Origin of the sequence: Sphingopyxis sp. (assembly GCF_041916015.1) — a bacterium.
GTDB lineage: Bacteria > Pseudomonadota > Alphaproteobacteria > Sphingomonadales > Sphingomonadaceae > Sphingopyxis.
Map to the genome: position 1 here is coordinate 1 of NZ_JAYSAH010000019.1, position 25,245 is coordinate 25,245.

At 64.3% G+C, this 25,245-nt stretch carries 20 protein-coding genes, 2 tRNA genes and 1 pseudogene; 11 read left to right on the forward strand and 12 right to left on the reverse strand.

Features of this window, described 5'->3' with window-relative positions; translation table 11 throughout:
- Positions 1-137, reverse strand: a pseudogene (locus tag ACE3SL_RS02850) (ATP-binding protein); the annotation flags it as partial.
- A gap of 392 nt (positions 138-529) precedes the next feature.
- On the opposite strand from ACE3SL_RS02850, the gene ACE3SL_RS02855 reads away from it, so the two are divergent.
- Both ACE3SL_RS02855 and ACE3SL_RS02860 read left to right on the forward strand, forming a co-directional pair.
- Positions 530-1,306, forward strand: a complete 777-nt coding sequence (locus tag ACE3SL_RS02855; protein WP_374524253.1) for an NYN domain-containing protein — start codon at positions 530-532, stop codon at positions 1,304-1,306.
- 94 nt (positions 1,307-1,400) lie between these two features.
- A complete protein-coding gene (locus tag ACE3SL_RS02860) occupies positions 1,401-2,864 on the forward strand; it encodes an ADP-ribosylglycohydrolase family protein (RefSeq protein WP_230187334.1) in 1,464 nt (487 codons plus the stop codon).
- 181 nt (positions 2,865-3,045) lie between these two features.
- On the opposite strand, the gene ACE3SL_RS02865 is transcribed toward ACE3SL_RS02860, so the two are convergent.
- Complete coding sequence (locus ACE3SL_RS02865; RefSeq protein WP_374524254.1) at positions 3,046-4,170, reverse strand: IS110 family transposase; 1,125 nt, start codon at positions 4,168-4,170, stop codon at positions 3,046-3,048.
- A 119-nt stretch (positions 4,171-4,289) separates the two neighbouring features.
- On the opposite strand from ACE3SL_RS02865, the gene ACE3SL_RS02870 reads away from it, so the two are divergent.
- On the forward strand, positions 4,290-4,901 hold the full coding sequence (locus ACE3SL_RS02870; protein ID WP_374524255.1) for a helix-turn-helix transcriptional regulator: 612 nt from the start codon (positions 4,290-4,292) through the stop codon (positions 4,899-4,901).
- Positions 4,902-5,197: 296 nt separating this feature from the next.
- On the opposite strand, the gene ACE3SL_RS02875 is transcribed toward ACE3SL_RS02870, so the two are convergent.
- From ACE3SL_RS02875 to ACE3SL_RS02900, 6 genes are all read right to left on the reverse strand, one after another.
- Positions 5,198-5,273, reverse strand: a tRNA-Lys gene (locus tag ACE3SL_RS02875).
- A gap of 112 nt (positions 5,274-5,385) precedes the next feature.
- Positions 5,386-6,492 (reverse strand): rod shape-determining protein RodA, encoded by a 1,107-nt coding sequence (gene rodA, locus ACE3SL_RS02880; protein WP_374524256.1) that lies wholly within the window; start codon positions 6,490-6,492, stop codon positions 5,386-5,388.
- On the reverse strand, positions 6,489-8,396 hold the full coding sequence (gene mrdA, locus ACE3SL_RS02885; RefSeq protein ID WP_374524257.1) for a penicillin-binding protein 2: 1,908 nt from the start codon (positions 8,394-8,396) through the stop codon (positions 6,489-6,491). The genes rodA and mrdA overlap by 4 nt, the downstream gene beginning before the upstream one ends.
- Before the next feature lie 9 nt (positions 8,397-8,405).
- Positions 8,406-8,927, reverse strand: a complete 522-nt coding sequence (gene mreD / locus ACE3SL_RS02890) for a rod shape-determining protein MreD (protein ID WP_374524258.1) — start codon at positions 8,925-8,927, stop codon at positions 8,406-8,408.
- Positions 8,924-9,832, reverse strand: coding sequence for a rod shape-determining protein MreC (gene mreC / locus ACE3SL_RS02895; RefSeq protein WP_374524259.1), 909 nt, complete (start codon positions 9,830-9,832; stop codon positions 8,924-8,926). The genes mreD and mreC overlap by 4 nt, the downstream gene beginning before the upstream one ends.
- 17 nt (positions 9,833-9,849) lie before the next feature.
- Positions 9,850-10,896 (reverse strand): rod shape-determining protein, encoded by a 1,047-nt coding sequence (locus tag ACE3SL_RS02900; RefSeq protein ID WP_215354009.1) that lies wholly within the window; start codon positions 10,894-10,896, stop codon positions 9,850-9,852.
- A 197-nt stretch (positions 10,897-11,093) separates the two neighbouring features.
- Between ACE3SL_RS02900 and mutL the strand changes: the two genes are divergently transcribed.
- Complete coding sequence (gene mutL, locus ACE3SL_RS02905) at positions 11,094-12,908, forward strand: DNA mismatch repair endonuclease MutL (protein ID WP_374524260.1); 1,815 nt, start codon at positions 11,094-11,096, stop codon at positions 12,906-12,908.
- Positions 12,909-13,007: 99 nt separating this feature from the next.
- On the opposite strand, the gene ACE3SL_RS02910 is transcribed toward mutL, so the two are convergent.
- From ACE3SL_RS02910 to ACE3SL_RS02925, 4 genes are all read right to left on the reverse strand, one after another.
- A complete protein-coding gene (locus ACE3SL_RS02910) occupies positions 13,008-13,904 on the reverse strand; it encodes a TraB/GumN family protein (RefSeq protein WP_374524261.1) in 897 nt (298 codons plus the stop codon).
- Complete coding sequence (locus ACE3SL_RS02915; RefSeq protein WP_374524262.1) at positions 13,901-14,830, reverse strand: TraB/GumN family protein; 930 nt, start codon at positions 14,828-14,830, stop codon at positions 13,901-13,903. Before ACE3SL_RS02915 ends, ACE3SL_RS02910 begins: the two co-directional genes overlap by 4 nt.
- Before the next feature lie 61 nt (positions 14,831-14,891).
- A complete protein-coding gene (locus ACE3SL_RS02920; protein WP_374524263.1) occupies positions 14,892-15,323 on the reverse strand; it encodes a hypothetical protein in 432 nt (143 codons plus the stop codon).
- Entirely contained in the window at positions 15,316-15,528 is a 213-nt protein-coding gene (locus ACE3SL_RS02925; RefSeq protein WP_374524264.1) for a helix-turn-helix transcriptional regulator, read from the reverse strand. Before ACE3SL_RS02925 ends, ACE3SL_RS02920 begins: the two co-directional genes overlap by 8 nt.
- A gap of 259 nt (positions 15,529-15,787) precedes the next feature.
- Here ACE3SL_RS02925 and ACE3SL_RS02930 point away from each other — a divergent pair, with 259 nt between their 5' ends.
- The 7 genes from ACE3SL_RS02930 (at position 15,788) to ACE3SL_RS02960 (ending at position 25,227) form a co-directional block, all read left to right on the forward strand.
- Complete coding sequence (locus ACE3SL_RS02930; RefSeq protein ID WP_374524319.1) at positions 15,788-16,669, forward strand: glycine--tRNA ligase subunit alpha; 882 nt, start codon at positions 15,788-15,790, stop codon at positions 16,667-16,669.
- Positions 16,666-18,885: a glycine--tRNA ligase subunit beta gene (gene glyS, locus ACE3SL_RS02935; protein ID WP_374524265.1), complete on the forward strand. Its 2,220-nt coding sequence runs from the start codon at positions 16,666-16,668 to the stop codon at positions 18,883-18,885. Before ACE3SL_RS02930 ends, glyS begins: the two co-directional genes overlap by 4 nt.
- Before the next feature lie 112 nt (positions 18,886-18,997).
- Positions 18,998-21,655: a pyruvate, phosphate dikinase gene (gene ppdK / locus ACE3SL_RS02940; protein WP_374524266.1), complete on the forward strand. Its 2,658-nt coding sequence runs from the start codon at positions 18,998-19,000 to the stop codon at positions 21,653-21,655.
- A 54-nt stretch (positions 21,656-21,709) separates the two neighbouring features.
- Positions 21,710-21,786: transfer RNA gene (locus ACE3SL_RS02945), tRNA-Arg, on the forward strand.
- A 128-nt stretch (positions 21,787-21,914) separates the two neighbouring features.
- Positions 21,915-22,886 (forward strand): ROK family protein, encoded by a 972-nt coding sequence (locus ACE3SL_RS02950; RefSeq protein WP_374524267.1) that lies wholly within the window; start codon positions 21,915-21,917, stop codon positions 22,884-22,886.
- Positions 22,887-22,929: 43 nt separating this feature from the next.
- Positions 22,930-23,670, forward strand: coding sequence for a gamma-glutamyl-gamma-aminobutyrate hydrolase family protein (locus ACE3SL_RS02955; protein WP_374524268.1), 741 nt, complete (start codon positions 22,930-22,932; stop codon positions 23,668-23,670).
- Positions 23,671-23,853: 183 nt separating this feature from the next.
- Positions 23,854-25,227: an aspartate aminotransferase family protein gene (locus tag ACE3SL_RS02960; protein WP_374524269.1), complete on the forward strand. Its 1,374-nt coding sequence runs from the start codon at positions 23,854-23,856 to the stop codon at positions 25,225-25,227.
- Positions 25,228-25,245: the final 18 nt, after the last annotated feature.

Below are 25,245 nucleotides of genomic sequence, written 5' to 3' on the forward strand. Positions count from 1 at the left end.
AACAGCAACTGTCCTCCCGAGCGTGCGAACGGCAGATATCCAAGCTCGTCGAGCACCACCAGGTCGAGCCGCGACAGCTGCGCCGCCAGGGTCCCGCCCTTGCCGATCCGGGTCTCCTCTTCGAGGCGTGTCACCAGGCTGAAGGCCGTCCGGCAGCACTGCTTTGAGTTTCTTACCGGCGATCCAGATCGGCGTGGTTACCGAAAGCCGCTGCCTGTCGACGGATTCTATCCTGCTCTTGGCCTCGTCGTGGAATATCATGAGCGCCAACACCGCGAACGTGTCGGATTCTTCGACGATAAGCCAACGGTTTCCGGGGTACCTCGGGGCGAACAGCGCCGACGATATGATGAGCGCCGCGCCGACTTGCTGCCGAGGCATGGCTACAGTTTAGTCGTTCTCAATGTGGATGAATTCGCGCACGATAGGGCCAAGCGCCTGCTCAGGACCCATCAAGATCAGGCCATTGTCAGCCGCCGCCTTGCAAGTTTTATCGGCTGATTAATGGATATCAAGGCAATGGTGCAAAATGGCTAATGAACCTCGCACCCCACGGCTTGCTGTCTTGATTGACGCAGATAATGCATCCTCCCGGATCGCACCGCGCCTTTTTGAAGAGATTGCCAAGATCGGTGAGGCAAGTGTTCGCCGCATTTACGGCGATTTCTCCGGGACTAGGCTTAAATCATGGGCCGACGTTCTCGCCACGCATGCGATCAAGGCGCACCAGAACTTTGCGTACACCAGCGGCAAGAATGCTTCGGATATCGCTTTGGTCATCGACGCGATGGATCTTTTGCATACCGGTCGGTTCGACGGGTTTTGCCTTGTCTCTTCCGACAGTGATTTTACCGGGCTGGCCTCGCGTATCCGTGAGCAGGGGATCGATGTCTACGGCTTCGGAGAGCAGAAAACTCCCGAGAGCTTCCGGCAAGCCTGTCGCCGTTTCATCTACACCGAGAACCTACTGCCGGAGGCGCAAACGTCAGATGAACTTGGCCGACTGGATACCCGTCCGGCTAGCGTAAAGAAGTCGCCCACTGCTGCCGCACCCTTGATCCGAACTGCCATCTCACAGCTCGATGATGAAGGGGGCTGGGTGCCTCTAGGGCGGGTGGGCCAACGCCTCGCAGCGCTCGCCTCAGACTTTGACCCCCGAACTTATGGTGAAAGCAAGCTGAGCGACCTGGTCGAGAAGGCCGGCGGCTTTGACTCACGCAGAACGGAGACCGGGCATTTGCAAATCCGGGTCTCTCCGTCTGGGAAGACGGGCCAACCTAAACCCCAAAAGGCAACAGCCGGATGAAAGCCCGGCTGCCTCCTTGCGCTAACCAATACCTTTTCTGACGCCTTTGGGGCATGCGACCGATAATGTCGTACATGGGTCATATCAAAGCGCGATGAGCAGAAATATTCGAACAAGCACCACTGATCCGATCCAGATCCCTACACTTCCGGCCGCATCAGGACGCATCGGCATATCCTTCTGTCCAGGAAAACAAGGGCCTGCGCTCGCTGGCTTTACCTGGAAGCGTGATCTTGCGACCGATCTAGACGCGGTGCGTGGGTGGGGGGCTGCCGCTGTCGTCTCTCTGATTGAGAAGCACGAGATGGAGCTGCTGGGGGTCGCAGACCTGGAGACTGCGGTTGCTGCGCGTGGGATGGAATGGTTTCATCTCCCAATCCCCGACGTCACCGCTCCTGGCGAGGAATTCGAGCAACGATGGCACACGGCCGGAGCCCGGCTGCGCAGTCTACTCACCGACGGGAAAAGCGTCTTTATCCATTGCCGGGGAGGGCTGGGCCGAGCCGGCACAGTGGCGGCGAGACTGCTCATCGAACTTGGCCTTGCTGACGCTAGTGGTGCAATCGCTCACGTTCGTGGCGTCAGGCCTGGCGCCATTGAGACGAAGGCACAAGAAGATCACTTGCGAGAGATCGAGCGTATCTATGATTGCTCATATGGCTGTTTGGTTGGACTGGCGGTCGGAGATGCTGTGGGGGCGACGCTCGAGTTCAAGCCGCGCGACAGCTATGCCCACATCACGGACATGGTCGGGGGAGGGCCATTCGGCTTGGATGCCGGGACCTGGACCGATGACACCTCCATGGCCCTTGCGCTGGGAGAAGCTCTGCTCGCCAGCGCGGCCAAGGGCTCGGCGTTTGAGCCGGGAGAAGCACAACGGCGCTTTGTCGATTGGTGGAGGAACGGCGCCTTCAGTCCCACGGGCAGTTGTTTTGATATCGGGATCGCAACCCGGCAGGCCCTTTCTCGGTTCGAGGAAACGGGCGACCCGATTGCCGGCTCGACCGATCCGTACTCAGCAGGCAACGGCTCACTAATGAGGCTCGCGCCAGTCGCGATCTGGGGGATACAGCAAGATCCCGCAGTAGTGACACGAGTAGCCCGCCTACAGAGCATGACCACGCACGCTGCAGATGCGTGCCTCGAGGCCTGTGAAGCGTATGCACTGGTCTTGCGGGCGGCTATCCTAGGTGCCGACTTTGAGGAAGCACTGGCGGTTCCCTCGGGCGAATATGGACCGGAGGTCGGTCCAATCATGGCCGGTAGCTGGCGCGGGAAAGCACGCGATCAGATTGCGAGCAGCGGATTCGTCGCGCACAGCCTCGAAGCAGCGATCTGGTCCGTGGCAAACACGACGAGCTTCGACGACGCAGTGCTGTTGGCAGCCAACCTCGGTGAGGATGCCGACACTACTGCCGCAATTGCCGGGCAGTTGGCTGGCGCAATTTACGGCGCATCGTCGATCCGCCGATCATGGCTAGAAAAGCTGGCATGGCGCGACAAAATTGAGAATCTCGCGCGTAATCTGGCGTTCCCGGCAGTCGCGCTCTCAAACTAACGTCGCGGCCGATACATGGCAGCGATCGGCGGCGTTGCTGTTCGGCCCGCATTGCTGCCCATGGGCACATAATGTGTCATGCTTGATGCCCTATCGGTGAATTAGCGGATAATGCGTCAGGTTCGACCCTTTACAGAAGGCCCCCGGCGGCGGGATCAGACGGCAGGCTTGGCCCAATTACCTACAACGGGATCTTGGTCCCAGAAATACGTGCGGGGTCCAAGCCTGCCTCCTCCGGCTGGAGGAACCGCGGTTTCGATTTGTCTGGATCAAACGAGGCGCCCGTCTTCCACATTGCCATCATGATCACAGCGAGCTTCCTTGCGACGGCAACGCGAGCCTTGAGAAATCCGATCTTTGTTGCCAGCCGGAGGCCCCAAGTACGCAATGAACTTTCGGTTTTGATTGTGCGAAGCAGCACGGTGGCTGCCGTGATTAGGTGCGACCTGGTCAGCTTGTTTCCGTAACGGCTGATCCGGCCGCGGCGCGCGGTGGCGCCGGATTGATACAGATTGGGCGTTAGGCCGAGATAAGGCCCGACATCTTGATTGCTTCTAAAGCGGTACGGGTCTCCGACGGCGCTGTAAAATGACAGCGCTGTAATTGTCCCAACGCCAGGAATCGTCTGAAATCTGGCGCAAACCGGGATGCTGGCGGCCATTGTGCGCATCTTTCGATCCATATCCCAGATATGAGAGCGCAGTTCTTCTCCCATCCTGACCAGGGGATCCAAATCGACGCGGATCGTCACGCCGTTGGTCCTCAAAAGCCTGAGTTGATTCGCGACTTCAGCTGCGAGCGATCCTCGCCCATGCAGGAGCTTGATACTGGCACCGTGCAATCTGAATATGGACTGGAGCAGCGCATCCGTCCTGGCTCGATGCTTTAGCAGGGTTCGACGGATGTTGATCATTATCCGGATGTCCTGGTGCTCCACCGGTTTGATGAAAACATGGGGACCGAAGGACTGCGCCAGTCGGCCAAGCTCAGCGAGACCTTTGGCATCATTCGCATCAGTCTTTTGACGTCGGATCGCCAGGAATTTGCTTGATTTGCGAACGTCGACGACTTGAACGGGAAACCCGAATGAACGGAGATCCCGAACCATTTGAGTGCCGACACCGGCCTCGATCGTAATAGACTGGACAGGCTCAACGCCGAACCGTCGAAGGATATCTCTTATCGGAGCAGCGCGGGTCTCAGTCATTGCCTCGAAGAAAACGTGTCCTTCGACATCGACGAGGCAGACCGCAGTCTCCAAGTGGCCGGCGTCGAGGCCGACCCAGTAGCGCAGGTGCCGTGGCATTGTGCTCCCGTACGACGTTTGTTTCTTTCGCTTGCCCTACTGACCTTGTCGGGGCTGTCCGACTAGGATTCGTCCTCCGGCATGTGATAGTGAGGTAGGAAATCGAAGGAGATGATAGGATGGGGCCGCGGGAGGCGTTGGATGGCCTAATCAGCGAGCGAGGAGAGACCTACGCATCAATTTCGCGCCTCCTCGGGAGAAACTCGGCATACATCCAGCAGTTCATTAAACGAGGTTCTCCAGTCCGCCTTGACCAAAGCGATATAGCGCTGCTGGCATTGCATTTTGACGTGCCCGTAGAGAAGCTCGGTGGAAAGGAGGGGCCGACGGTCGGGCAGCGTTCGATAGTCAAAGTCCCCTTGCTGAACGGGACAGGTAACGATTCACGCTCACAATGGCGGCTGGTTGATGCGGCTTGGCTCGGTCGGCTGTGTGATCAGCCCGCCAGTGTCGCAATCTTGCCAATCGTTGGCGAGGCGATGGAGCCCACCCTCTGCAATGGCGACGAGGTTATGATTAGCCGAGTTCGCTTCCAGGAAAGCGTGCGTGAAGGCCTTTACGCCATCCGTGGGTCTTCTGAAATCTTCGTAAGGCGAATAGCGATCGACCCAACGAAGAACCGTCTGACCGTTCTTACTGACCACCCTGCATATCCGAGCTGGCAGGGCATCCCGCGCAAGGGCGTCGATATTGTCGGCCGGGTGATCTGGATCGGAGCTCGGGTGACCTAGCTGTCATTATGACACCGCGCTGCCTGAGGCTCTAAGCGGCCATCCCAGCGTGCGATGCTGGTGCGGAGCAAGATGGGTAGCAGTCGCGCTGGCTGGGAGGTGAAACGACGACTCGCACAAGCGCAGTCGGACAAAGCGCAGGCCATGAATCTTTCACCGTGAACGCTGATGTGCGGAGGCTGAGCAGCCGCAGTGCCGAATTAGCGCGCTGCTACCTAGAGAGCTACCTAGCACAAAAATGCTCTCAATCGCCCGATCCGGCGACCTTAGTATCTGATTGAAAAGTAGGGGGAAAATGGTGGACGCACTAGGGCTCGAACCTAGGACCCGCTGATTAAGAGTCAGCTGCTCTACCAACTGAGCTATGCGTCCACATGCCGGTTTCGGCATTCTTTGCGGGGCGGGGAAACTCCCTGTCTCGCGAAGAGAGCGCGCCGCTATCATGGGGTTGCGCGCTTGGCAATGCCCTTCGCGAAAATTTTTCTCAATGAAAGCGGCGGGTGCCGGTTTTACTGTCGTTTTCGACCGCCAGGATGATACCGACACAGGTCATGATCGTCAGCATCGACGAGCCGCCATAGGAAAAGAGCGGCAGCGGGATACCGACCACCGGCGCCATGCCCATCACCATCGACAGGTTGATCGCGATGTAGAAGAAGATCGTCATCGTGAGGCCGGCCGCAGTGAGCTGACCGAAGCGGGTACGGGCGCGGAGCGCGACGCGCGTGCCCCAGCGGATCAGCAGGAAGAAGGCGAAGAGCAGGCCGAGCCCGCCGATCAGCCCCCATTCCTCGGCCATCGTTGCGAAGATGAAATCGGTGTGGCCCTCGGGCAGATAGTCGAGGTGGCTCTGCGACCCGTTGAGGAAGCCTTTGCCGCCGATCCCGCCCGATCCGATCGCGATCTTCGACTGGCTGATATGATAGCCGGCGCCGAGCGGATCGCTTTCGGGATCGAGGAAGATCAGCACGCGCTTCTGCTGATAGTCGTGGAGCATCGAGAAGAGTACCGGCAACGCCGCGGCGCCCGCGGCGCCGGCGCTGCCGAACCACCAGAAGGGCAGGCCGGCGACAAACATCACCACCACGCCGCCGATGCAGATCGCGAGCGCGGTGCCGAGGTCGGGCTGGAGCATGACGAGCGCGGCGGGAACGCCGATCGCCGCGAGCGCGGGCCAGAGCGCGGTGAAGGTACGCGTGTTGCCCGGCGGCAGCTGCGCGTAGAAGCGTGCAAGCGCAAGGACGATCGCGACCTTCATCAGTTCTGACGGCTGAAGGTTCATGAAACCGAGGTTGAGCCATCGCTGGCTGCCGCCGCCGACGAACCCCAGCAATTCCACCGCGACGAGCAACAGCAGCACGCCGAGATAGCCGAGATAGGAGAAGTCCTCGAATATCCGGAGCGGCATGCGGCTGATGCCCAGCATGATGGCGAGGAAGACGAGGAAACGCACGCCCTGCTGCCATGCCCAGGGCGACCAGCTGCCGCCCGCCGCCGAATAGAGGACGAGGAGATCGAAGACGACGATCGAGCTCAGCAGCGCGATCAGCTTCCACGGGATGCGCTGGATGGCGGGCGGAACGGGGATCATTGCGCGAGCCCCGGATCGGGCGCTGCAATGCCGGCCTTCCACGCGGCATAGCTGCGGTCCATGCGATCCTTGATCGTGCCGCCCCAGCCGGCCTCGAAGGTTTCGAGCGCCTCCATCCCCTTTTCGCGATCGTAGATGAAAGTGAAGATGTCCTTCGCGACCGGCGCGGCGGCGCGGCTGCCGCCCATGCCGTGCTCGATGATGACCGATATGGCGTAGCGGGGATCGTCGACGGGCGCGAAGCCGATGAACAGGCCGTGGTCGCGAAATTTCCACGTCCCGCCCTTGCCGTTGCCGGTGTTGAGCCCGCGCACCTGCGCGGTGCCGGTCTTGCCCGCCATCGTAATCCCGTCGAGCGGCAGGCGGCTGCGCCCGGCGGTCCCTCCCGGCCCGTTGACCACGAGGTCCATGCCCAGCCGCGCGGTGGCGAGCGCCTCGGCGGAGAAGGGGAGGGGATCGTTCTTGAAGTGCCGGTTGACGAGGCGCGGATAGAGGCTGCGGCCCGAGGCGATGCGCGAGGCCATGACCGCGAGCTGGAGCGGATTCACGCTGACATAGCCTTGGCCGATCACGGCGTTCAGCGAATCCGACGCCGACCAGGGTTGGTGGTATTTCTTCATCTTCCACGCGCTGTCGGGGATCGTCCCGAACCGCTGGTTGCTGCCCGCAAGCTGGAATTCCTCGCCGAGCCCCATCAGGCGTGCGGTCGGTGCGATCGCGTCATAGCCCAGCCGGTCGGCAACCCAGTAGAAATAGCTGTTGCAACTCTTCATGATCGCATGCGGCATGTCGAGGCTGCCGTGCGTGCCGAGGCAGCGGAAGAAACGGTTACCGAGGCGGTAGCCGCCGATGCAGGTGTGGCGCTCGCTGGGATCGATGCCATGGCCGATCGCGGCGATCGCGGCCATCGGCTTCAGCGTCGATCCCGGCGGATAGAGGCCGCGCGTCGCCTTGTTGATCAGCGGCTGGTGATCGTCGGCGCGCAGCCAGCTATATTCCGAATTGCTGATCCCGTCCGAAAAGCTGTTCGGGTCGAAGCTCGGCATCGAAACGAAGGCGAGGATGTCGCCGGTCAGCGTGTCGATGACGATCGCCGCGCCGGATTCGGGGCCCATGCGCCGCGCGGCATATTCCTGCAGGTCGGCATCGATCGTCAGATGGACGGTCTTACCCTGCGTGTCGGGCTGGGTCGACAGTTCGCGCACCACCTTGCCGCGCGCGGTGACTTCGACGCGCTTGGCGCCGGGCTTGCCACGCAGCATGGTCTGGAAATATTTCTCGAGCCCGTCCTTGCCGGTCTTGTAGCCGGGTGTGATGTAAAGCGGGTCCTTGACCTTCTCATATTCCTCGGCGGTCGGTGCGCCGACATAGCCGATCAGATGGCCGACCGCGGCGCCGGTCGGATAGTTGCGTGCAAAGCCGCGCTGCGGCGCGATGCCGGGAAGCTCGGGGAGGTGGACGAGGATCGAGCTATATTCCTGCTCGGTCATGTCCTCGGCGACCGCGACCGGCTGAAAGCCCGATGCGGCTTTCAGGTCGCGCTCGATCCGCTCCATCGCGTCGCCGTCGAGCCGCAGCAGCGTCTTCAATTGCCCGAGCACCAGATCCTTGTTGTGGAGGCGGTCGGGAATGATGTCGACGCGCAGCGAAACGCGGTTGTTGGCGAGCGCCTTGCCGTGGCGGTCGACGATCCACCCGCGGCGCGGCGGAACGAGCGTCAGATTGACGCGATTGCTTTCCGACTGAAGCACATAGCGTTCGTTATCGACGACCGAGATATAGGCCATGCGCGCCGCGAGCGCGCCGAACAACGCTGTCTGCGCGCCGCCGACGACGATCGCGCGGCGGGTGAAGGTGATGCCCCTCCAGGCTTCGGTAATGGGTGGGCTCTTCTTGCCGAACATCGAGCGAATTTATCTGCGTTTCAGGCGGAAATTGTCAAACTTCCCCGTCAAGCGAAGGAAGAGCGGAACGAGGAGGACCGAAACGATGATCTGCGGCGCGACGAGCCCCAGAACACGTCCCGTTGCGGCGTGGGGATGCGTGAGCAGCGCCGCGAGAGCCTGGATGATCGCGACAAGTAAAGCGCCAATCGCCCAGTCGTGAAAAAAACCGCGCCAATAGATGCGCTGCGAGAGATAGGCGATCGCGATGCTGGCGGCGGTCCACAGGAAGACCGCGGTGCCGATCGGCGCACCGCTGAACAGATCGTCCCACAGGCCGAGCGGCAGGCCGATCCACACCGGCCACATCTCGGTCCTGAGCAGTTGCCACGACAGGAAGAAGAGCAAGCCGAGCGGCGGCAGCACCGGCGAGCTTGCGACGAGCGGCAGCATCAGCGGCAGCGCCGAGGCGACCATCACGCTCGCGATCGGCACGACAAGCATCCGCCAGCGCGAGGCCGGCTCGCCGAGGCGGGGTCCCTTCGGGGTCATGGCGCCTTCGGGACTTCGGGGATGGCGCCCGGCGCAGGCTTCAGCAACTGCGCTTCGGCGTCTTCCGGTGTATAAGGACGCAGCACCGACACCGCATCGACCTTTGCCGGGTCGGCGAGCGGGCGGGCGAGCGCGCCGTCATTCTGGCGGCGCACGACGATCGCGACCGGGATGTTGGGCGGATAGAGGCCGCCTGTACCTGAGGTGACGAGGATGTCGCCGGGCTTGAACGGATTGTTCGCGATATTGAGCGTGCGGACGTCGAGGTCGCCGTTGCCGCGGCCATAGGCAAGCGCGGGCAGGCCATCGCGCGCGCGGCGGACGGGGACGATCGTGTCGATGTCGGTGATCAGCAATACCTGCGACACCGATGGTCCCGACCCCAGCACGCGTCCGATCAGCCCGTCGGCACCGCGCACCGGCTGTCCGGCCGCGACGCCGAGATTGCGGCCGATGCTGAGCAGAGCGATGCGCTTGCTGCTCGTCGAGGTCGAGGTGAGGAGATAGCCGTTGGCGATCGCGCTCTTGTCGGTTTCCTGCAGCTTGAGCAGCGCCTTCAACTGGCGATTCTCTTCCTGCAGCGAGCTGGTCGCGACGAGCTGCCGCCGCGTCTCGGCGAGCTCCTTGCGCAGCCGCCGGTTCTGCGACCCCGCGCCGACATAGGCCGACACGGCATCGTCGATGCCGGAGATCGAGCCGATCACCGACCGGGTGGCGCGCGCTACCGGCGCCGTCACCTCCTGGCTGGCGAGGCGAAGCTGGGCGAATCCGACGGGGTCAGCGACCGACAGGATCGCCAGCAGCAAGCCCGCCACCGCCCCGGTCACCGCAATGACATAGGCAGCGAACAGGCTGTACTGAGCCTTTCGGGATTGCCCCGGACGCCGATGTGCCGGGCGGACCATGAGTCAGAAGCCTTCGATCAGGCTTGCTGCAGCACGCCGCGGAAGGCCGGATCTTCCATCGCGCGGCCGGTGCCGATCGCGACGCAGGTCAGCGGGTCCTCGGCGACCGTGACCGGTAGGCCGGTCGCGTCGCGCAGCAACTCGTCGAGCTCGGCGATCAGCGCGCCGCCGCCGGTGAGGACGATGCCCTGGTCGACGATGTCGGCCGCGAGTTCGGGCGCCGTGTTCTCGAGCGCGATGCGCACGCCCTCGACGATCGTGCCGATCGGTTCGGACAGCGCCTCGGCGATCTGCGCCTGGTTGATCGAGATTTCCTTCGGCACGCCGTTGACGAGGTCGCGGCCCTTGATGTGGATCGTCATGCCGACGCCGTCGGCCGGGATGCGCGCGATTCCGAAATCCTTCTTGATCCGCTCGGCGGTCGCTTCGCCGATCAGCAGATTATGGTGTCGGCGGACATAGGAGACGATCGCCTCGTCCATCTTGTCGCCGCCCGCGCGAACCGAGGTTGTGTAGGCGAGGCCGCGGAGCGAGAGCACCGCGACTTCGGTCGTGCCGCCGCCGATATCGACGACCATCGACCCGATCGGTTCGGTCACCGGCATGTCGGCGCCGATCGCGGCCGCCATCGGTTCCTCGATCAGCCACACTTCGCTCGCGCCCGCGTTCGACGCGGCGTCGCGGATCGCGCGGCGTTCGACGCTCGTCGAGCCCGAGGGGACGCAGATCACGATTTCGGGGCTGCGGAAGGCGTTGGGCTTGCCGCCGTGCACCTTGGTGATGAAGTGCTTGATCATCTGCTCGGCGACGTCGATGTCGGCGATGACGCCGTCGCGCAGCGGGCGGATCGCCTCGATGCTGTCGGGGGTCTTGCCCATCATCAGCTTGGCGTCGTCGCCGACCGCCTTCACCCGCTTGATCCCGTTCAGCGTCTCGACCGCGACCACCGAAGGCTCGTTGAGCACGATGCCCTTGCCGCGCACATAGACCACCGTGTTCGCGGTGCCGAGGTCGATCGCCATGTCTTGGGAGTTGAATTTCAGAAACCGGGAAAAGAAGGACATCTACACTGTTTCCTGTCATCGGCGCCGCCGGCCCTGAATGGACCGCCGCCCCTGTCGCAATTATATCCGCGTGCCCGGCCGGCGACAGCTACAATCAGGGGGAGATTCCGGCTCGTCCGTCAGGAGTGGCTGGACAAAATGATGCGGGCTGTGCGGGTGGGTCGCGATTTGCGTCCGACTGCGCTAGGAGAGGCTTTATGTCAATACGCCGCCTGCCGGAAAAGCTCGTAAATCGGATCGCAGCCGGTGAAGTGGTTGAAAGACCCGCCGCGGCGCTGAAAGAACTGGTTGAAAACGCCATCGACGCCGGTGCGACTCGCATTTCGGTGCGAATCGCCGAGGGCGGAATATCGCGGCTGGAGGTCGAGGATGACGGCTGCGGCATGACCGCCGCCGACATGGCGCTCGCGCTCGAACGCCACGCCACGTCGAAGCTGCCCGACGACGCGATCGAGGATGTGACGACGCTGGGCTTCCGCGGCGAGGCGCTGCCCTCGATCGCCAGCGTCGCGCGGCTGACGCTCGAAAGTCGGGTGGCGGGCGGCGACGGGTGGAAGCGCGTCGTCGACAATGGCGCGGTCGCGGCCGAAGGACCGGCGGCGCTTGCGAAGGGCACCCGCGTCCTCGTCGAGGATCTGTTCGCGCGCGTTCCGGCGCGGCGCAAGTTTCTGCGCAGCGGGCGCAGCGAATATGCCGCCTGCCTCGACGTCGTGAAGCGGCTCGCGATGGCGCGGCCCGATATCGCCTTCGCCGTCGAACATGACGGGCGCCGCGTGCTCGACGTGCAGGGCGGGCAGGACCGGCTCGCGCGCGTCGCCGCGCTGACCCAGCGCGAACTCGCCGCGAACAGCATCGGCGTCGATCTCGACCGCGGCGAGGTGCATCTCGGCGGCGTGATCAGCCTGCCGACCTACAACCGCGGCATCGCCGATCATCAATATCTGTTCGTCAACGGCCGCCCGGTGAAAGACCGGCTGCTGGTGGGCGCCTTGCGCGGCGCATACGCCGACCTGCTCGCACGCGACCGCCATCCGGTCGTGGCGCTGTTCCTCGACATTCCGACGAGCGAGGTCGACGTGAACGTCCATCCCGCGAAGACCGAAGTGCGTTTCCGCGACCCGCAGCTCATCCGCGGGATGATCGTGGGGGGGCTCCGCCGGGCGCTCGACGAGCATGGCTTCCGCAGCGTCCAGCGCCCCGCCGAGGCCGCGCTCGCCGCGTGGCAGCAGGAGCCGCTGCGCCCCCCTGAGCCCGCGACCGGCTTCCTCTTCGGCCGCCGGACCGAGCCCGCGGTGCATCTGTTCGGCACCGACGCGCCGCCGCCGGGCGAGGATGTCGCGCGCGTCTATGACCGGCTGGTGCCGTTTGCCTCCGCCGCGCCGATCGCGGGGCGCGCCGAGGTGGCCGAAATCGCACCGCCGCAGGCCGACGAACATCCGCTCGGCATCGCGCGAGGGCAGATCGCGAAGACCTATATCGTCGCCGAAGCCGAGGACGGCCTCGTCATCGTCGATCAGCACGCCGCGCACGAACGCCTCGTGCTCGAACAGCTCCGCCGCGGCATGGGCGGACAGGCGGTGCAGTCACAGGGCTTGCTGCTGCCCGAGGTCGTCGAACTCGACGAGCCCGCGTGCGACCGGCTCGAAGCCGCGTCGCCGCAGCTTGCCGCGCTCGGCGTCGAACTCGAACGCTTCGGCCCCGCCGCGGTGATGGTGCGCGCGACCCCCGCGATGCTCGGGCCGATCGATTGCCACAAGCTCGTTACCGATATCGCCGATGATCTCGCGGGCTACGACGCGGCGCTCGGCCTGTCGGAAAAGCTCGAACTCGTCGCCGCGACGATGGCGTGCCACGGCTCGGTGCGCGCGGGGCGGACGCTGAACGTCGCCGAGATGAACGCGCTGCTTCGCCAGATGGAGGTCACGCCCCACTCGGGGCAGTGCAACCACGGGCGGCCGACGTGGGTGAAGTTGCAGATGGCGGACGTGGAGCGACTGTTCGGCCGTAAATGATGGAGCCAGGCCGCTGGCAATTTGGTCAATTGTCAGCGGTAGCTCGGGTGACCTTGGCTGCGGACCTCGGCGCTCCGCCGGACCCGATATTCGCAAGCGCTACTGTGCCCGGACCACCCTGTATCCCTCAGCCGCCAGCATCGCCGGCACGCCGTCGTCGCCCACCAGATGTCCGGCGCCCACCGCCATCAGCACGGTGCCGGGCCGGTCCATCCGCCGCTTCACCCACGCGGTCCAGCGCCCGTTGCGGTCGGTGATGATCGCCTTGCGCGCCGCAGGAACCTTATCGACGTCCTCGTTCACGACCTTCGCCAGTGCGTCGGCATCGCCGCGCGACCAGGCGGCGGTCATTGCGAGTACGTCGCTTTGGGCATGCGCCGCATTTTCAGCGGCCTGGACGAGCAAAGCGCGCTGGGTCGCGGGGTCGAGCGTCTCGAACAGCATCAGCTGCGTCCGCGCGCTTTCGAGCCCGCTGATCGGCTTGCCGGCCTTTTGAAAGGCGGCGGTCAGCCCCGCCTCGACGCCGTCGGCGGGTGACAGTTCGGCGCGCTGCGCGACGCGCTGGCCCATCTGGACGAGGACCGCCCAGTCGTCGAGCGTGTCGCCGCCGAAGTCGCCATCGCCCTCGATCGCGCGATAGCCCGCGAGCGCCGGCCCCGACAGCCGCGCCTTCATCGCCAGCGGCGCGCTGCGCGGGGCGAGTTCCCGAAATATCTCGCCCGCGGCGGCGAGCTCGCGCGGCGAGAGTTCGAGCATCAGTTCGTCCGCCGCGCCGATCGCATCGGCGACCTTGCCGCGGTCCCAGTCGGTCCCCGCGGGCAGGGCGTGCATCGTGCCCAGCATATAGATATGCGTGTCGGCATCTTCGACCAGCCACATCGCCGGCCGTGCCTCCACCTCCGGCTGCGTCTGGCATGCGGCGAGCAGCAACGGCAGAAGGGCCGCCGCAAGGCGGCGACCCTTCGTTTTGGGAATGGCGGTCCCGGCAGGCGTCACTGGACCCGCGTCACTTTCAGGCCGCGTTCCTTCAGATAGTCCTGGACGCTCTTCTGGCCTGCGAGATGGCCTGCGCCGACCGCGACGAAGACCGTGCCGGGCTTGTCGAGCCGTGCCTTGATCTGGTCGGCCCAGCGCGCGTTGCGGTCCCAGAGCAGGATCTTGGTCAACTCGGGGGTCGCCGACATGCTCTCGTTCATCGTATTGGCGAGATTGACGGTGTCGCCCTTGCTCCACAAGGTCACCATCGTGTCGAGCTGCGGACCCAGCTTGTCGACATCCTTCACCGTGGCATTGAGGAAGGCGATCTGGCCGTCCTCGGGAAGCGCGTCGAAGAAGCCGAGCTGCTCTTCGAGCGTCTCGAAGCCCGAAATCGGCTTGGTCGCTGTCTTGGCGGCGGCGGTGAGCTGCATCTCGGCGCCCTGCGTCGGATCATAGCCGAGCTTGGTCAGCGGCAGGACCGACAGGGTGACCGCGGCGAACCAGGGCTTGAAGGCATCGAATGCGGCGACCGGGACGCCGAGGCTGGTAAGCGCCGCCTGATAGGCCTTGAGCGCGTCGGGATCGAGCTTGGCCGACAGGGTCGTGCCGCTCTTGTCCATCGCGAGCGGCATGGTGACCTTCGCGGCCTCCGCCTGATCCTCGGGCAGCACCATTTCGAGCACCAGCTCGTCCGACTTGTCGAACGCCTTCTTCACGGCGCCGTCGAACCAGCCGAGGCCGGGCTTCAGCACATGCACGGTGCCGAAGAGATAGATGGTCGTGTCGGCGTCCTTGACCGTCCACATGCCGGGCTTCGCGGCGGCCATCGTTGTGGCCGCGGCCTCCGGCTCCTTGGCGAAGACGGTATTGCCGGGCACCAGCGTGCAGGCCGCAAAGGGGATGACCGCGCTGCCGGCAACGAATGTCTTGAACCAGCTTTTCATCGAAAAACACCTTTCAGTCATGGCCTTATGGCCGGATTAAGCAGGGAAGGGGAGGGGAAAGTCAGCGGAATTTGAGCCAGAGATAGACCGCGAGGTTCACGGCCATCGACAGCAGGAACAGCAGCATGGCGTTGGGGCTGGGTGCCAGCGCGGCGCGGTGGAGCACCCACCATACCGGCGTGGTGAAGATGAAGGCATACCATCCCCAGGTACTCGCCCACACCCACGCATGTTCTTCATGATCGTCGATCGAACGATGATAGAAGATCATCGCGATCGCCAGGCCGAGCGACCATGTGATCGCAGCGCCGATTGCGAAACCCGGCGTGAGGGCGCCATTGCTCAGTAACTCGATCGCTGCCCGATCGTGCGGTTGGTCCGCGGTCATCCATCCGCCGATGATGCCGCCGATCACCGCTGCAAAGCCGAGCGAGAACCAGTAGCGCTTCCGGCGCGGCGACATCGGCTGCTTGGCGGTCTTGCCGTCAGTCATGGCCGTTTCCTTCAAAACCATCGTCGAAAATCTCCTCAATCGGCATCTCGAAAAGCCGGGCGAGCTTGAAGGCGAGCGGCAGCGATGGGTCGTATTTGCCCGTTTCGATCGCATTCACTGCCTGCCGCGATACGTCGAGCCGGTCGGCCAGTTCGGCCTGGCTCCAGTTCCGCATCGCCCGAAGCACCTTCAGCCGGTTCTCCATGCATCACCTCTGGTCATCAAAGCATGACATTGTGTCAGCTGTTATTGACTAAATGACATGATTCGTTGACTATGTCAATAACGCTTTCCATTTTGCAATGGAAGGATGACACGGATGTGAGGCGGGCGCGCCATATCGACGCAGCGGTCCTTGACCACGCGGCGCCGCTGCGCCAAGGGCGGCAGAGATTGTTGCACCTGCGAAAGACGGGGAAAAGGTGACCGAAAGGGCGGAAAAGAAAGTCCTCAGCTTTCAGGACATGATCCTGACGCTGCATGCCTATTGGAGCGCGCGCGGCTGTGCGATTCTTCAGCCTTATGACATGCGCGTCGGGGCGGGCACCTTTCACCCCGCGACGACGCTGCGCAGCCTTGGTCCCGAGCCGTGGAACGTCGCCTATGTCCAGCCGAGCCGCCGCCCGACCGACGGCCGCTATGGTGAGAACCCGAACCGGCTCCAGCATTATTACCAGTATCAAGTGATCCTGAAGCCGTCGCCCGCCGACCTGCAGGAGCAGTATCTGGGCAGCCTCGCCGCGATCGGCATCGACCCGCTGCTCCACGATATCCGCTTCGTCGAGGACGATTGGGAATCGCCGACGCTCGGCGCGTGGGGCCTGGGCTGGGAAGTCTGGTGCGACGGGATGGAAGTCACCCAGTTCACTTACTTTCAGCAGATGGGCGGCTTCGACTGCAAGCCCGTCGCGGGCGAGCTCACCTACGGGCTCGAGCGCCTCGCCATGTATATCCAGAACGTCGACAATGTGTACGACCTGCGCTTTTCCGACGCGGTCGGCGACGTTGCGGCGCTGAGCTATGGCGACGTGTATCTGGAAAACGAACGGCAATTCTCGAAATGGAATTTCGAGGTTGCCGACACCGACACGCTATTTGCGGGTTTCAAGGCGGCCGAGGCCGAATGCCAGCGCGCGATCGCGGCGGGCGTGCCGCTCGCGGCCTATGATCAGGCGATCGAGGCGAGCCACCTGTTCAACCTGCTGCAGGCGCGCGGCGTAATCAGTGTGCAGGAACGCGCCAACTACATGGCGCGCGTCCGCGACCTCGCCAAGGGCAGCTGCAAGGCGTGGATCGACAGCCAGTCCGAAAACTGGACCGCAAAATATCCGGGGTGGACGCTGTGACCGACTTTCTTCTCGAACTGCGCAGCGAGGAAATTCCGGCACGGATGCAGGCCGGTGCGCGCGCCGAGCTGGAAAAATTGTTCCGCGCGCAATTGAGCGCTGCCGGGCTAGAAACGGGCGACCTCACCATCTGGTCGACCCCACGCCGCCTCGCGCTGATCGCCAAGGGTTTGCCCGAAGCGACTGCAGCGGTCAGCGAGGAACTCAAGGGCCCGCGCAGCAGCGCGCCGCCGCAGGCACTCGAAGGCTTCCTCCGCAAGACGGGCCTGACTCAGGACCAGCTCGAAGACCGCGACGGCGTGTACTTCGCCGTGATCGACAAGCCTGGCCGCGCGACCGCCGAGGTGCTCGCCGAGGCGATCCCCGCGATCGTCCGCGGCTTTTCGTGGCCCAAGTCGATGCGCTGGGGCAAGGCCAGCGCGAGTAGCGAAAGCCTGCGCTGGGTGCGCCCGCTGTCGGGCATCGTCGCGATCTTCGGCGAAGACTTGGTTGCGTGTGAAGTTAGCGGGATTTCCGCGGGTTTCGTGACGCGCGGCCACCGCTTTCACTGCCCGGGCGAGATTACGATCGGATCGGCGGCCGACTATGCCGAAAAGCTGCGTGCGTGCCACGTCATCGTCGACCATGAGGAGCGGCAGGCGATCGTCCGCGACGGTGCCGCGAAAGCCGCAGCTGACGCCGGGCTGACGCTCGTCGAGGATGAGGGGCTGGTGATCGAGAATGCCGGACTCACCGAATGGCCGGTGCCCTTGCTCGGCCGCTTCGACGAAGTCTTCCTCGAAGTGCCGCCCGAGGTCATCCAGCTCACCGCCCGCGTGAACCAGAAATATTTCGTCGTGAACGGCGCCGACGGCAAGCTCGCCAACGGCTTTGTCTGCACCGCGAACATCGACGCGAAGGACGGCGGCGCGGAGATCGTCGCGGGCAACCGCAAGGTCCTCGCCGCGCGCCTCTCCGATGCGCGCTTTTTCTGGGAACAGGACCAGAAGAAGACGCTCGCGCAGCATGCGGAGAAGCTGGCGAACATTACCTTCCACGAAAAGCTTGGCACCGTCGCCGACAAGGTCGAGCGCGTCGCGAAGCTTGCCGAATGGCTTGCGAGCGAAGGCATCGTCCCGAACTGCGACCCCGCGCTCGCGCGGCAGGCGGCCGAGCTCGCAAAGGCCGACCTCGTCACCGAAATGGTCGGCGAATTCCCCGAGCTACAGGGCCTGATGGGCGGTTATTACGCCCGCGCCGAAGGCCTGCCCGATGCCGTCGCCGACGCGATCCGCGACCATTACAAGCCGGTCGGGCAGGGCGATGACGTCCCGATCGCGCCGGTGACGGTGGCTGTGGCGCTGGCGGATAAGCTGGATACGGTCGTTTGCTTCTTTGCTATCGGGGAAAAGCCAACGGGATCGAAAGATCCGTTTGCCCTGCGGCGCGCGGCTCTTGGTATCCTGCGCACGCTAGAAACTTCCGGTCTTTCGTTGGGTATGGTTGAAGCTATCGAGAAGGCGCATCTGCTGTACATTGAGAGACTTGCGGTCGGCATCAGTTTCTCTGATCTTCCCAAACCAGCTGATGGCAATAAGGGCGGCTTTTCATTTAGATCATCAGCCGATGCCACGGCCATCTACATTGGCGAAAAATTGGTCGTTACGGTTCCGACGCCCGAGGCAGGCACTTTTAAGCGTTACCTTGAGGCTAAGCAAAGCCCTGATGTACTCGAGCTACTCAACTTCTTCGCAGACCGCCTCAAAGTTCAGCAACGCGAAGCCGGTGTCCGTCATGACCTGATCGACGCAGTTTTCGCGCTCGGGGGCGAAGATGATCTTGTTCGCCTGCTCGACCGCGTGAAGGCGCTGCAGGCGTTCATGGCGACCGAGGACGGCACCAATCTGCTCGCGGGCTACAAGCGAGCGGCGAATATCCTGAAGCAGGCGGGCGAGGTGAGCGGTACTGCTGCCGCGGCGGCGCCGACCGACGCCGATGCCGCGTTGCTCGCCGCGCTCGACACCGCCGAACCCGCGGCCTCCGCCGCCGTCACCGAAGAACGCTTCACCGACGCGATGGCGGCGCTCGCCAGCCTGCGCGCGCCGATCGACGCCTTTTTCGAGGGCGTGATGGTCAACGATCCCGACGAAGCGGTGCGCGCCTATCGCCTCGGCCTGCTCGCGCGATTTACCGGCGCGGTGCATGGCGTCGCGGATTTCTCGAAGATCGAGGGCTGACGCGGGCGTTATGTGCCGCAGCTTATAACGAACGAAGTAATTCTGAATCGACCAAACACGATTGCATACCTACCCAGCCGCAACCTCCTCCCCGGGGCAGCAGGAGCATGACATGACGAAGATGGTGCATTTGTTCGGCGGAGCGGCCACGACGGCCGAACGCTCGAAGGAATTGCTCGGCGGTAAAGGTTCGAACCTTGCCGAAATGGCCTCGATCGGCCTGCCGGTGCCCCCGGGCTTTACGATCACCACCGACGTCTGCACCGCCTACTATGCCAATGGCGAGCAATTCCCGGCGGGTCTGGTCGAGGATGTCGCTGCGGGTATCGCGCATATCGAGGAGATCACCGGCAAGCGCTTCGGCGACGCCGCCGATCCTTTGCTCGTCTCGGTGCGTTCGGGCGCGCGCGTGTCGATGCCGGGGATGATGGATACCGTCCTCAACCTCGGGCTCAACGACAAGACGGTCGTCGGCCTGTCCGAAGCTTCGGGCGACCCGCGCTTCGCGTGGGACAGCTATCGCCGCTTCGTCCAGATGTACGCCGACGTGGTGATGGGGCTCGACCATGCCGAGTTCGAGGAAGCGCTGGAGATCGCGAAGGAAGACAAGGGCTTCTACCTCGACACGGAGATGACCGCCGAGGATTGGCAGGCGCTGGTCAAGGAATATCAGGCGATCGTCGAGCGCGAAACCGGCGCGCCGTTCCCGCAGGAACCGAACGACCAGCTGTGGGGCGCCGTCGGCGCGGTCTTCGCGAGCTGGGAAAGCGACCGCGCGAAGGTCTATCGCCGCCTGAATTCGATCCCCGGCGAATGGGGCACCGCGGTCAATGTGCAGGCGATGGTGTTCGGCAATATGGGCGACACCTCGGCGACCGGCGTCGCCTTCACGCGCGATCCTGCCACGGGCGAGCGCGCCTGGTACGGCGAATGGCTGATCAATGCCCAAGGCGAAGATGTTGTTGCGGGCATCCGAACCCCGCAATATTTGACGAAGATCGCGCGCGAAAAGGCGGGCGCCAAGCCGCTGTCGATGGAAGAGGCGATGCCCGAAACCTTCGGCGAGCTCGGCCGCGTCTTCGACACGCTCGAAACGCATTATCGCGACATGCAGGACATCGAGTTCACCGTCGAACGCGGGACGCTCTGGATGCTTCAGACTCGCTCGGGCAAGCGCACCGCCAAAGCGGCGCTGCGCATCGCTGTCGAGATGGCCGCCGAAGGGCTGATCACCGAAGAGGAAGCCGTCGGCCGCGTCGATCCGGGCGCGCTCGACCAGCTTCTCCACCCGACGCTCGACCCGAAGGCGCCGCGCGACGTGCTGACGAAGGGGCTGCCCGCCAGCCCCGGGGCCGCGTCGGGCAAGATCATGTTCGATGCCGACAGCGCCGAAAAGGCCGCCGGCATGGGCGAGGCGGTGATCCTCGTCCGCGTCGAAACGTCGCCCGAGGATATCCACGGCATGCACGCGGCGAAGGGCATTTTGACCGCGCGCGGCGGGATGACCAGCCACGCGGCGGTCGTCGCGCGCGGCATGGGCCGCCCCTGCGTTTCGGGCGCGGGCGGGCTGGCGATCGACGGCAACGCGCGCGTGCTGCGCGTCGCGGGGCGCGAACTGCGCGAAGGCGACATCCTGACCCTCGACGGTTCGACCGGCGAGGTGATGGCGGGCGAGGTTCCGACCCTGCTGCCCGAACTGGTCGGCGATTTCGGCACGCTGATGGGCTGGGCCGACAAGGTCCGCCGCATGAAGGTGCGCACCAACGCCGAAACCCCCGCCGACGCGCAGGTCGCGCGCGATTTCGGTGCCGAGGGCATCGGCCTTTGCCGCACCGAACATATGTTCTTCGATGCCGCGCGCATCACCGCGGTGCGCGAGATGATCCTCGCCGACAGCGAGGACGGCCGCCGCGCCGCGCTCGCCAAGCTGCTGCCCGAACAGCGCGGCGACTTCGCCGAGATCTTCCGCGTAATGGCCGGGCTGCCCGTGACCATTCGCCTGCTCGATCCGCCGCTCCACGAATTCCTGCCGACGCGCGAGGAGGATTTCGCCGATGTTGCCGCCGCCGCGGGCGTCGGGATCGAGGCGCTCAAGGCGCGCGCCAACGAGCTTCACGAATTCAACCCGATGCTCGGCCACCGCGGCTGCCGCCTCGGTGTCACCTATCCCGAAATCTATGAGATGCAGGCGCGCGCGATCTTCGAGGCGGCGTGCGACGTCGCCGCCGAAACCGGCGCCGCGCCGATCCCCGAGGTGATGATCCCGCTGGTCGCGACGCGCCGCGAGTTCGACCTGATGAAGGCGGTCGTCGATGCGCAGGCCAAGGCGGTGTTCGCCGAAAAGGGCCGCGAGATCGCCTATCTCGTCGGCACGATGATCGAACTGCCGCGCGCCGCGCTGATGGCGGGCGAGATCGCCGAAACGGCCGAATTCTTCTCCTTCGGCACCAACGACCTCACCCAAACGACGATCGGCATCAGCCGCGACGATGCGGGCCGCTTCCTGACGCAATATGTCGACAAGGGCATTTTCGTCACCGACCCCTTCGTCAGCCTTGATGTCGAGGGTGTCGGCCAACTCATCGAACTTGCCGCAGCGCGCGGTCGCGGCACGCGGGCGGGCATCAAGCTCGGCATCTGCGGCGAGCATGGCGGCGATGCGCCGAGCATTCATTTCTGCGAGAAAACGGGGCTCGATTACGTCAGCGCCTCGCCTTACCGCGTGCCGATCGCGCGGCTTGCGGCGGCGCAGGCGGCCCTCAGAAAATAATCGCGCAAAGGGGGTTGCGCGACTCCGCGCAGCCCCTTAAAGGCGCGTCTCCACGCACCCGTAGCTCAGCTGGATAGAGCACCAGACTACGAATCTGGGGGTCGGACGTTCGAATCGTTCCGGGTGCGCCATTCCCCTTCTATCGGCGAAAATTCTGGCGCGAGGTCGCGCCCGCGCATAGCTATGCGCTGTTGCATCGCCGCTGCGCGTGCGACATTCCGGCGCCGACCCGGCTGCAACGGACCGGCAAGGGAGAGTCATGAGCGAAGCCATTGTCACGGTCGATATCGGCGGCACCCACGCGCGCTTCGCGATTGCGGATGTCGAGGCGGGGCGGGTCGTCTCGCTCGGCCCCGAAACGACGCTCCACACGAAAGATCATGCGAGCTTCCAGACCGCCTGGCAGGAATTCGAGCGTCAGCAGGGCGGGGCGCTGCCGCGCGCGGTCGCGATCGCGATCGCCGGCCCGACGCGCGGCGAGATCATCCGATTCACCAACAATCCCTGGATCATCCGTCCGGCGCTGATCGGCGAGAAGCTGAATGTCGATCGCTATGCGCTCGTCAATGATTTCGAGGCGGTGGGACACGCGGTGGCGCAGGCCGAGGCGCGCTATTTCGAGCGGCTGACCGGACCCGACGCGCCGCTTCCCGCGAAGGGCACGATCAGCGTCATCGGCCCCGGCACCGGGCTCGGGGTCGCGCATGTCTGGCGCGACGACACCGGCTATCGCGTCCAGGCGACCGAGGGCGGGCATATCGACTTTGCGCCGCTCGACAGCATTGAGGATGCGATCCTCGCCCGCCTGAGAAAGCGCCACCGCCGCGTGTCGATCGAGCGTATCGTGTCGGGCCCCGGGATCGTCGATATTTACGAAACATTGGCGAGCATGGAGGGACGCGCGATCACGCCGCAGGGCGACCGCACCATCTGGACGGCGGCGATGAGCGGCGAGGATGCGCTGGCCGCTGCCGCCGCCGATCGTTTCTGCCTGTCGCTCGGCAGCGTCGCGGGCGACCTTGCGCTCGCGCAGGGGGCGAGCGGCGTCGTGATCGCGGGCGGCCTTGGCCTCCGCATCCGCGACCAGCTCGTCCGTTCGGGCTTTCCTGAGCGTTTCGTCGCCAAGGGCCGGTTCGAGAATTTCATGGCGGCGCTGCCCGTCAAGCTGATCACCCATCCCCAGCCGGGATTGTTCGGCGCGGCCGCGGCCTTCGCGCGCCAGCGCGGCTGAAATTCCGCTGGCGCACGCCGACGAAAATCGGCAGCAAGGGGGCATGTCCTCGCGCCCCGTCCTCGGTATTATCGCCTGCAACCGCACGGTCGGGAGCGAGGTCGCGCAGGTGGTGATCAACCGCTATGCGACCGCTGCAATGCGACACGCCGATTGCGCGGCGCTGATCATCCCGTCGCTTCCCGATTATATGAAGGCGAGCGAGGTCGCGGGGCGGCTCGACGGCGTGCTGCTGACCGGCACCCCCTCCAATGTCGAGCCGGCGCGCTATGGCGACCCGGCGGCGGGGGAGGGGCCGTTCGATCCCGACCGCGACTGCATGATGCTTGAATTGGTCGAAGCGGTGATTGAGGCGCAGCGGCCCTTGTTCGGTATCTGCCGCGGCTTTCAGGAAATCAACGTCGCGCTGGGCGGGACGCTGCGGCGCGACACGTCGGCGAACGAGCATCTGCTGCATCACCATGCCGCCGGCGGCGTGGCGTTCGATGCGATGTTCGACCATCATCACAAGGTCGATCTGGTCGAGGGCGGGCTGCTCGCGGAGGCCTATGAAGTACCATCGCTCGACGTGAACTCGGTGCATTATCAGGGCATCGGCCAGCTTGCCGACGGGCTGATTGTCGAGGCGCGGGCACCCGATGGGCTCGTCGAGGCGTACAGCGCGCGTCCGAACGGCGCGCCCTTGCTTGCAGTGCAATGGCATCCCGAATGGGCGGCGGACGATCATGAGCAGAGCCAGACCTATTTCCGCCTGCTCGGGCGGGCCCTGCGGGGCGCGTTATGAACCGCTGCGTTACCCGCTATAACCGCTACCTCGCACGGCTCGGATTTTCGCCCTGACCGGAAAGCCAGCTTCTCGTCTCCGTTCGTGTCGAGCGAAGTCGAGATACCCATCGTCGTGGCGCAGGGTCGAGGGACATCTCCACCGCGCCCGATGCGAACGGACTTCTGGATCAGGAACAAATATATGCCCCGCAATCATGACATCGCCGAACTGCGCCGCCTCGACATCGCGCACCATCTGCCCGCGCAGGCCGACTGGGCCGAGATCGAAAGGCTAGGCGGCAGCCGCATCATCACCCATGCCGAGGGCGCGTACATCACCGATGGCGACGGCCACCGCATCCTCGACGGCATGGCGGGCCTCTGGTGCGTCAACGTCGGCTATGGCCGCGAGGAGTTGGTCGAGGCGGCGGCGGCGCAGATGCGCGAGCTGCCCTTCTACAACACTTTCTTCAAGACCGCGACGCCGCCGACGGTGACGCTCGCGGCAAAGGTCGCCGAACTCACGGGCCAGCGCCTGCCGCATATTTTCTTCAATGCGTCGGGCAGCGAGGCGAACGATACCGTCTTTCGCATGGTGCGCCACTATTGGAAACTGAAGGGCGAGCCGAAGCGCACGGTCTTCATCAGCCGCTGGAACGCCTATCATGGATCGACCGTCGCTGGCGTCTCGCTCGGCGGGATGAAAGCCATGCACGCGCAGGGCGACCTGCCGATCCCCGGTGTCGAACATGTCCGCCAGCCGTATTTCTATGGCGAAGGGCAGGGGATGAGCGAGGAGGATTTCTGCAACGCCTGCGTGAAGGCGATCGAGGACAGGATCCTCGAGGTCGGTCCCGAAAATTGCGCCGCCTTCATCGGCGAGCCGGTGCAGGGCGCGGGCGGCGTGATCATCCCGCCGAAGGGCTATTGGCCGAAGGTCGAGGCGGTCGTCCGCAAATATGGCCTGCTGCTGGTGTCCGACGAGGTGATTTGCGGCTTCGGGCGTACCGGCAAGATGTGGGGGCACGAGACGATGGGCTTTACCCCCGACCTGATGCCGATGGCGAAAGGGCTGTCGTCGGGTTACCTCCCGATATCCGCCACCGCGGTCGCTAGCCATGTCGTCGATGTGCTGAAGACCGGCGGCGATTTCGTCCATGGCTTCACTTACTCGGGGCATCCGGTCTGCGCCGCCGTGGCGCTCAAGAATATCGAGATCATCGAACGTGAGGGACTCGTCGAACGCACCGGCAGCGTCACTGGCCCGCATCTGGCGAAGGCGCTCGCGACGCTGAACGATCACCCGCTCGTCGGGGAAACGCGCTCGATCGGCCTGCTCGGCGCGCTTGAGATCGTCGCCGACAAGGAAAGCCGCGCGCGCTTTGGTGGCGCCGAAGGAACGGCGGGACCGCTGGCGCGTGACGCCTGCATCGCGAACGGGCTGATGGTGCGCGGCATCCGCGACACGCTGGTCATGTGCCCGCCGCTGATCATCACGACCGAACAAATCGACGAGATGGTTGCCATCATCCGCAAATCTCTCGATGAGATCGAACCCAGACTCCGCGCACTCTAAAGAGGAAAGTTCAAACCT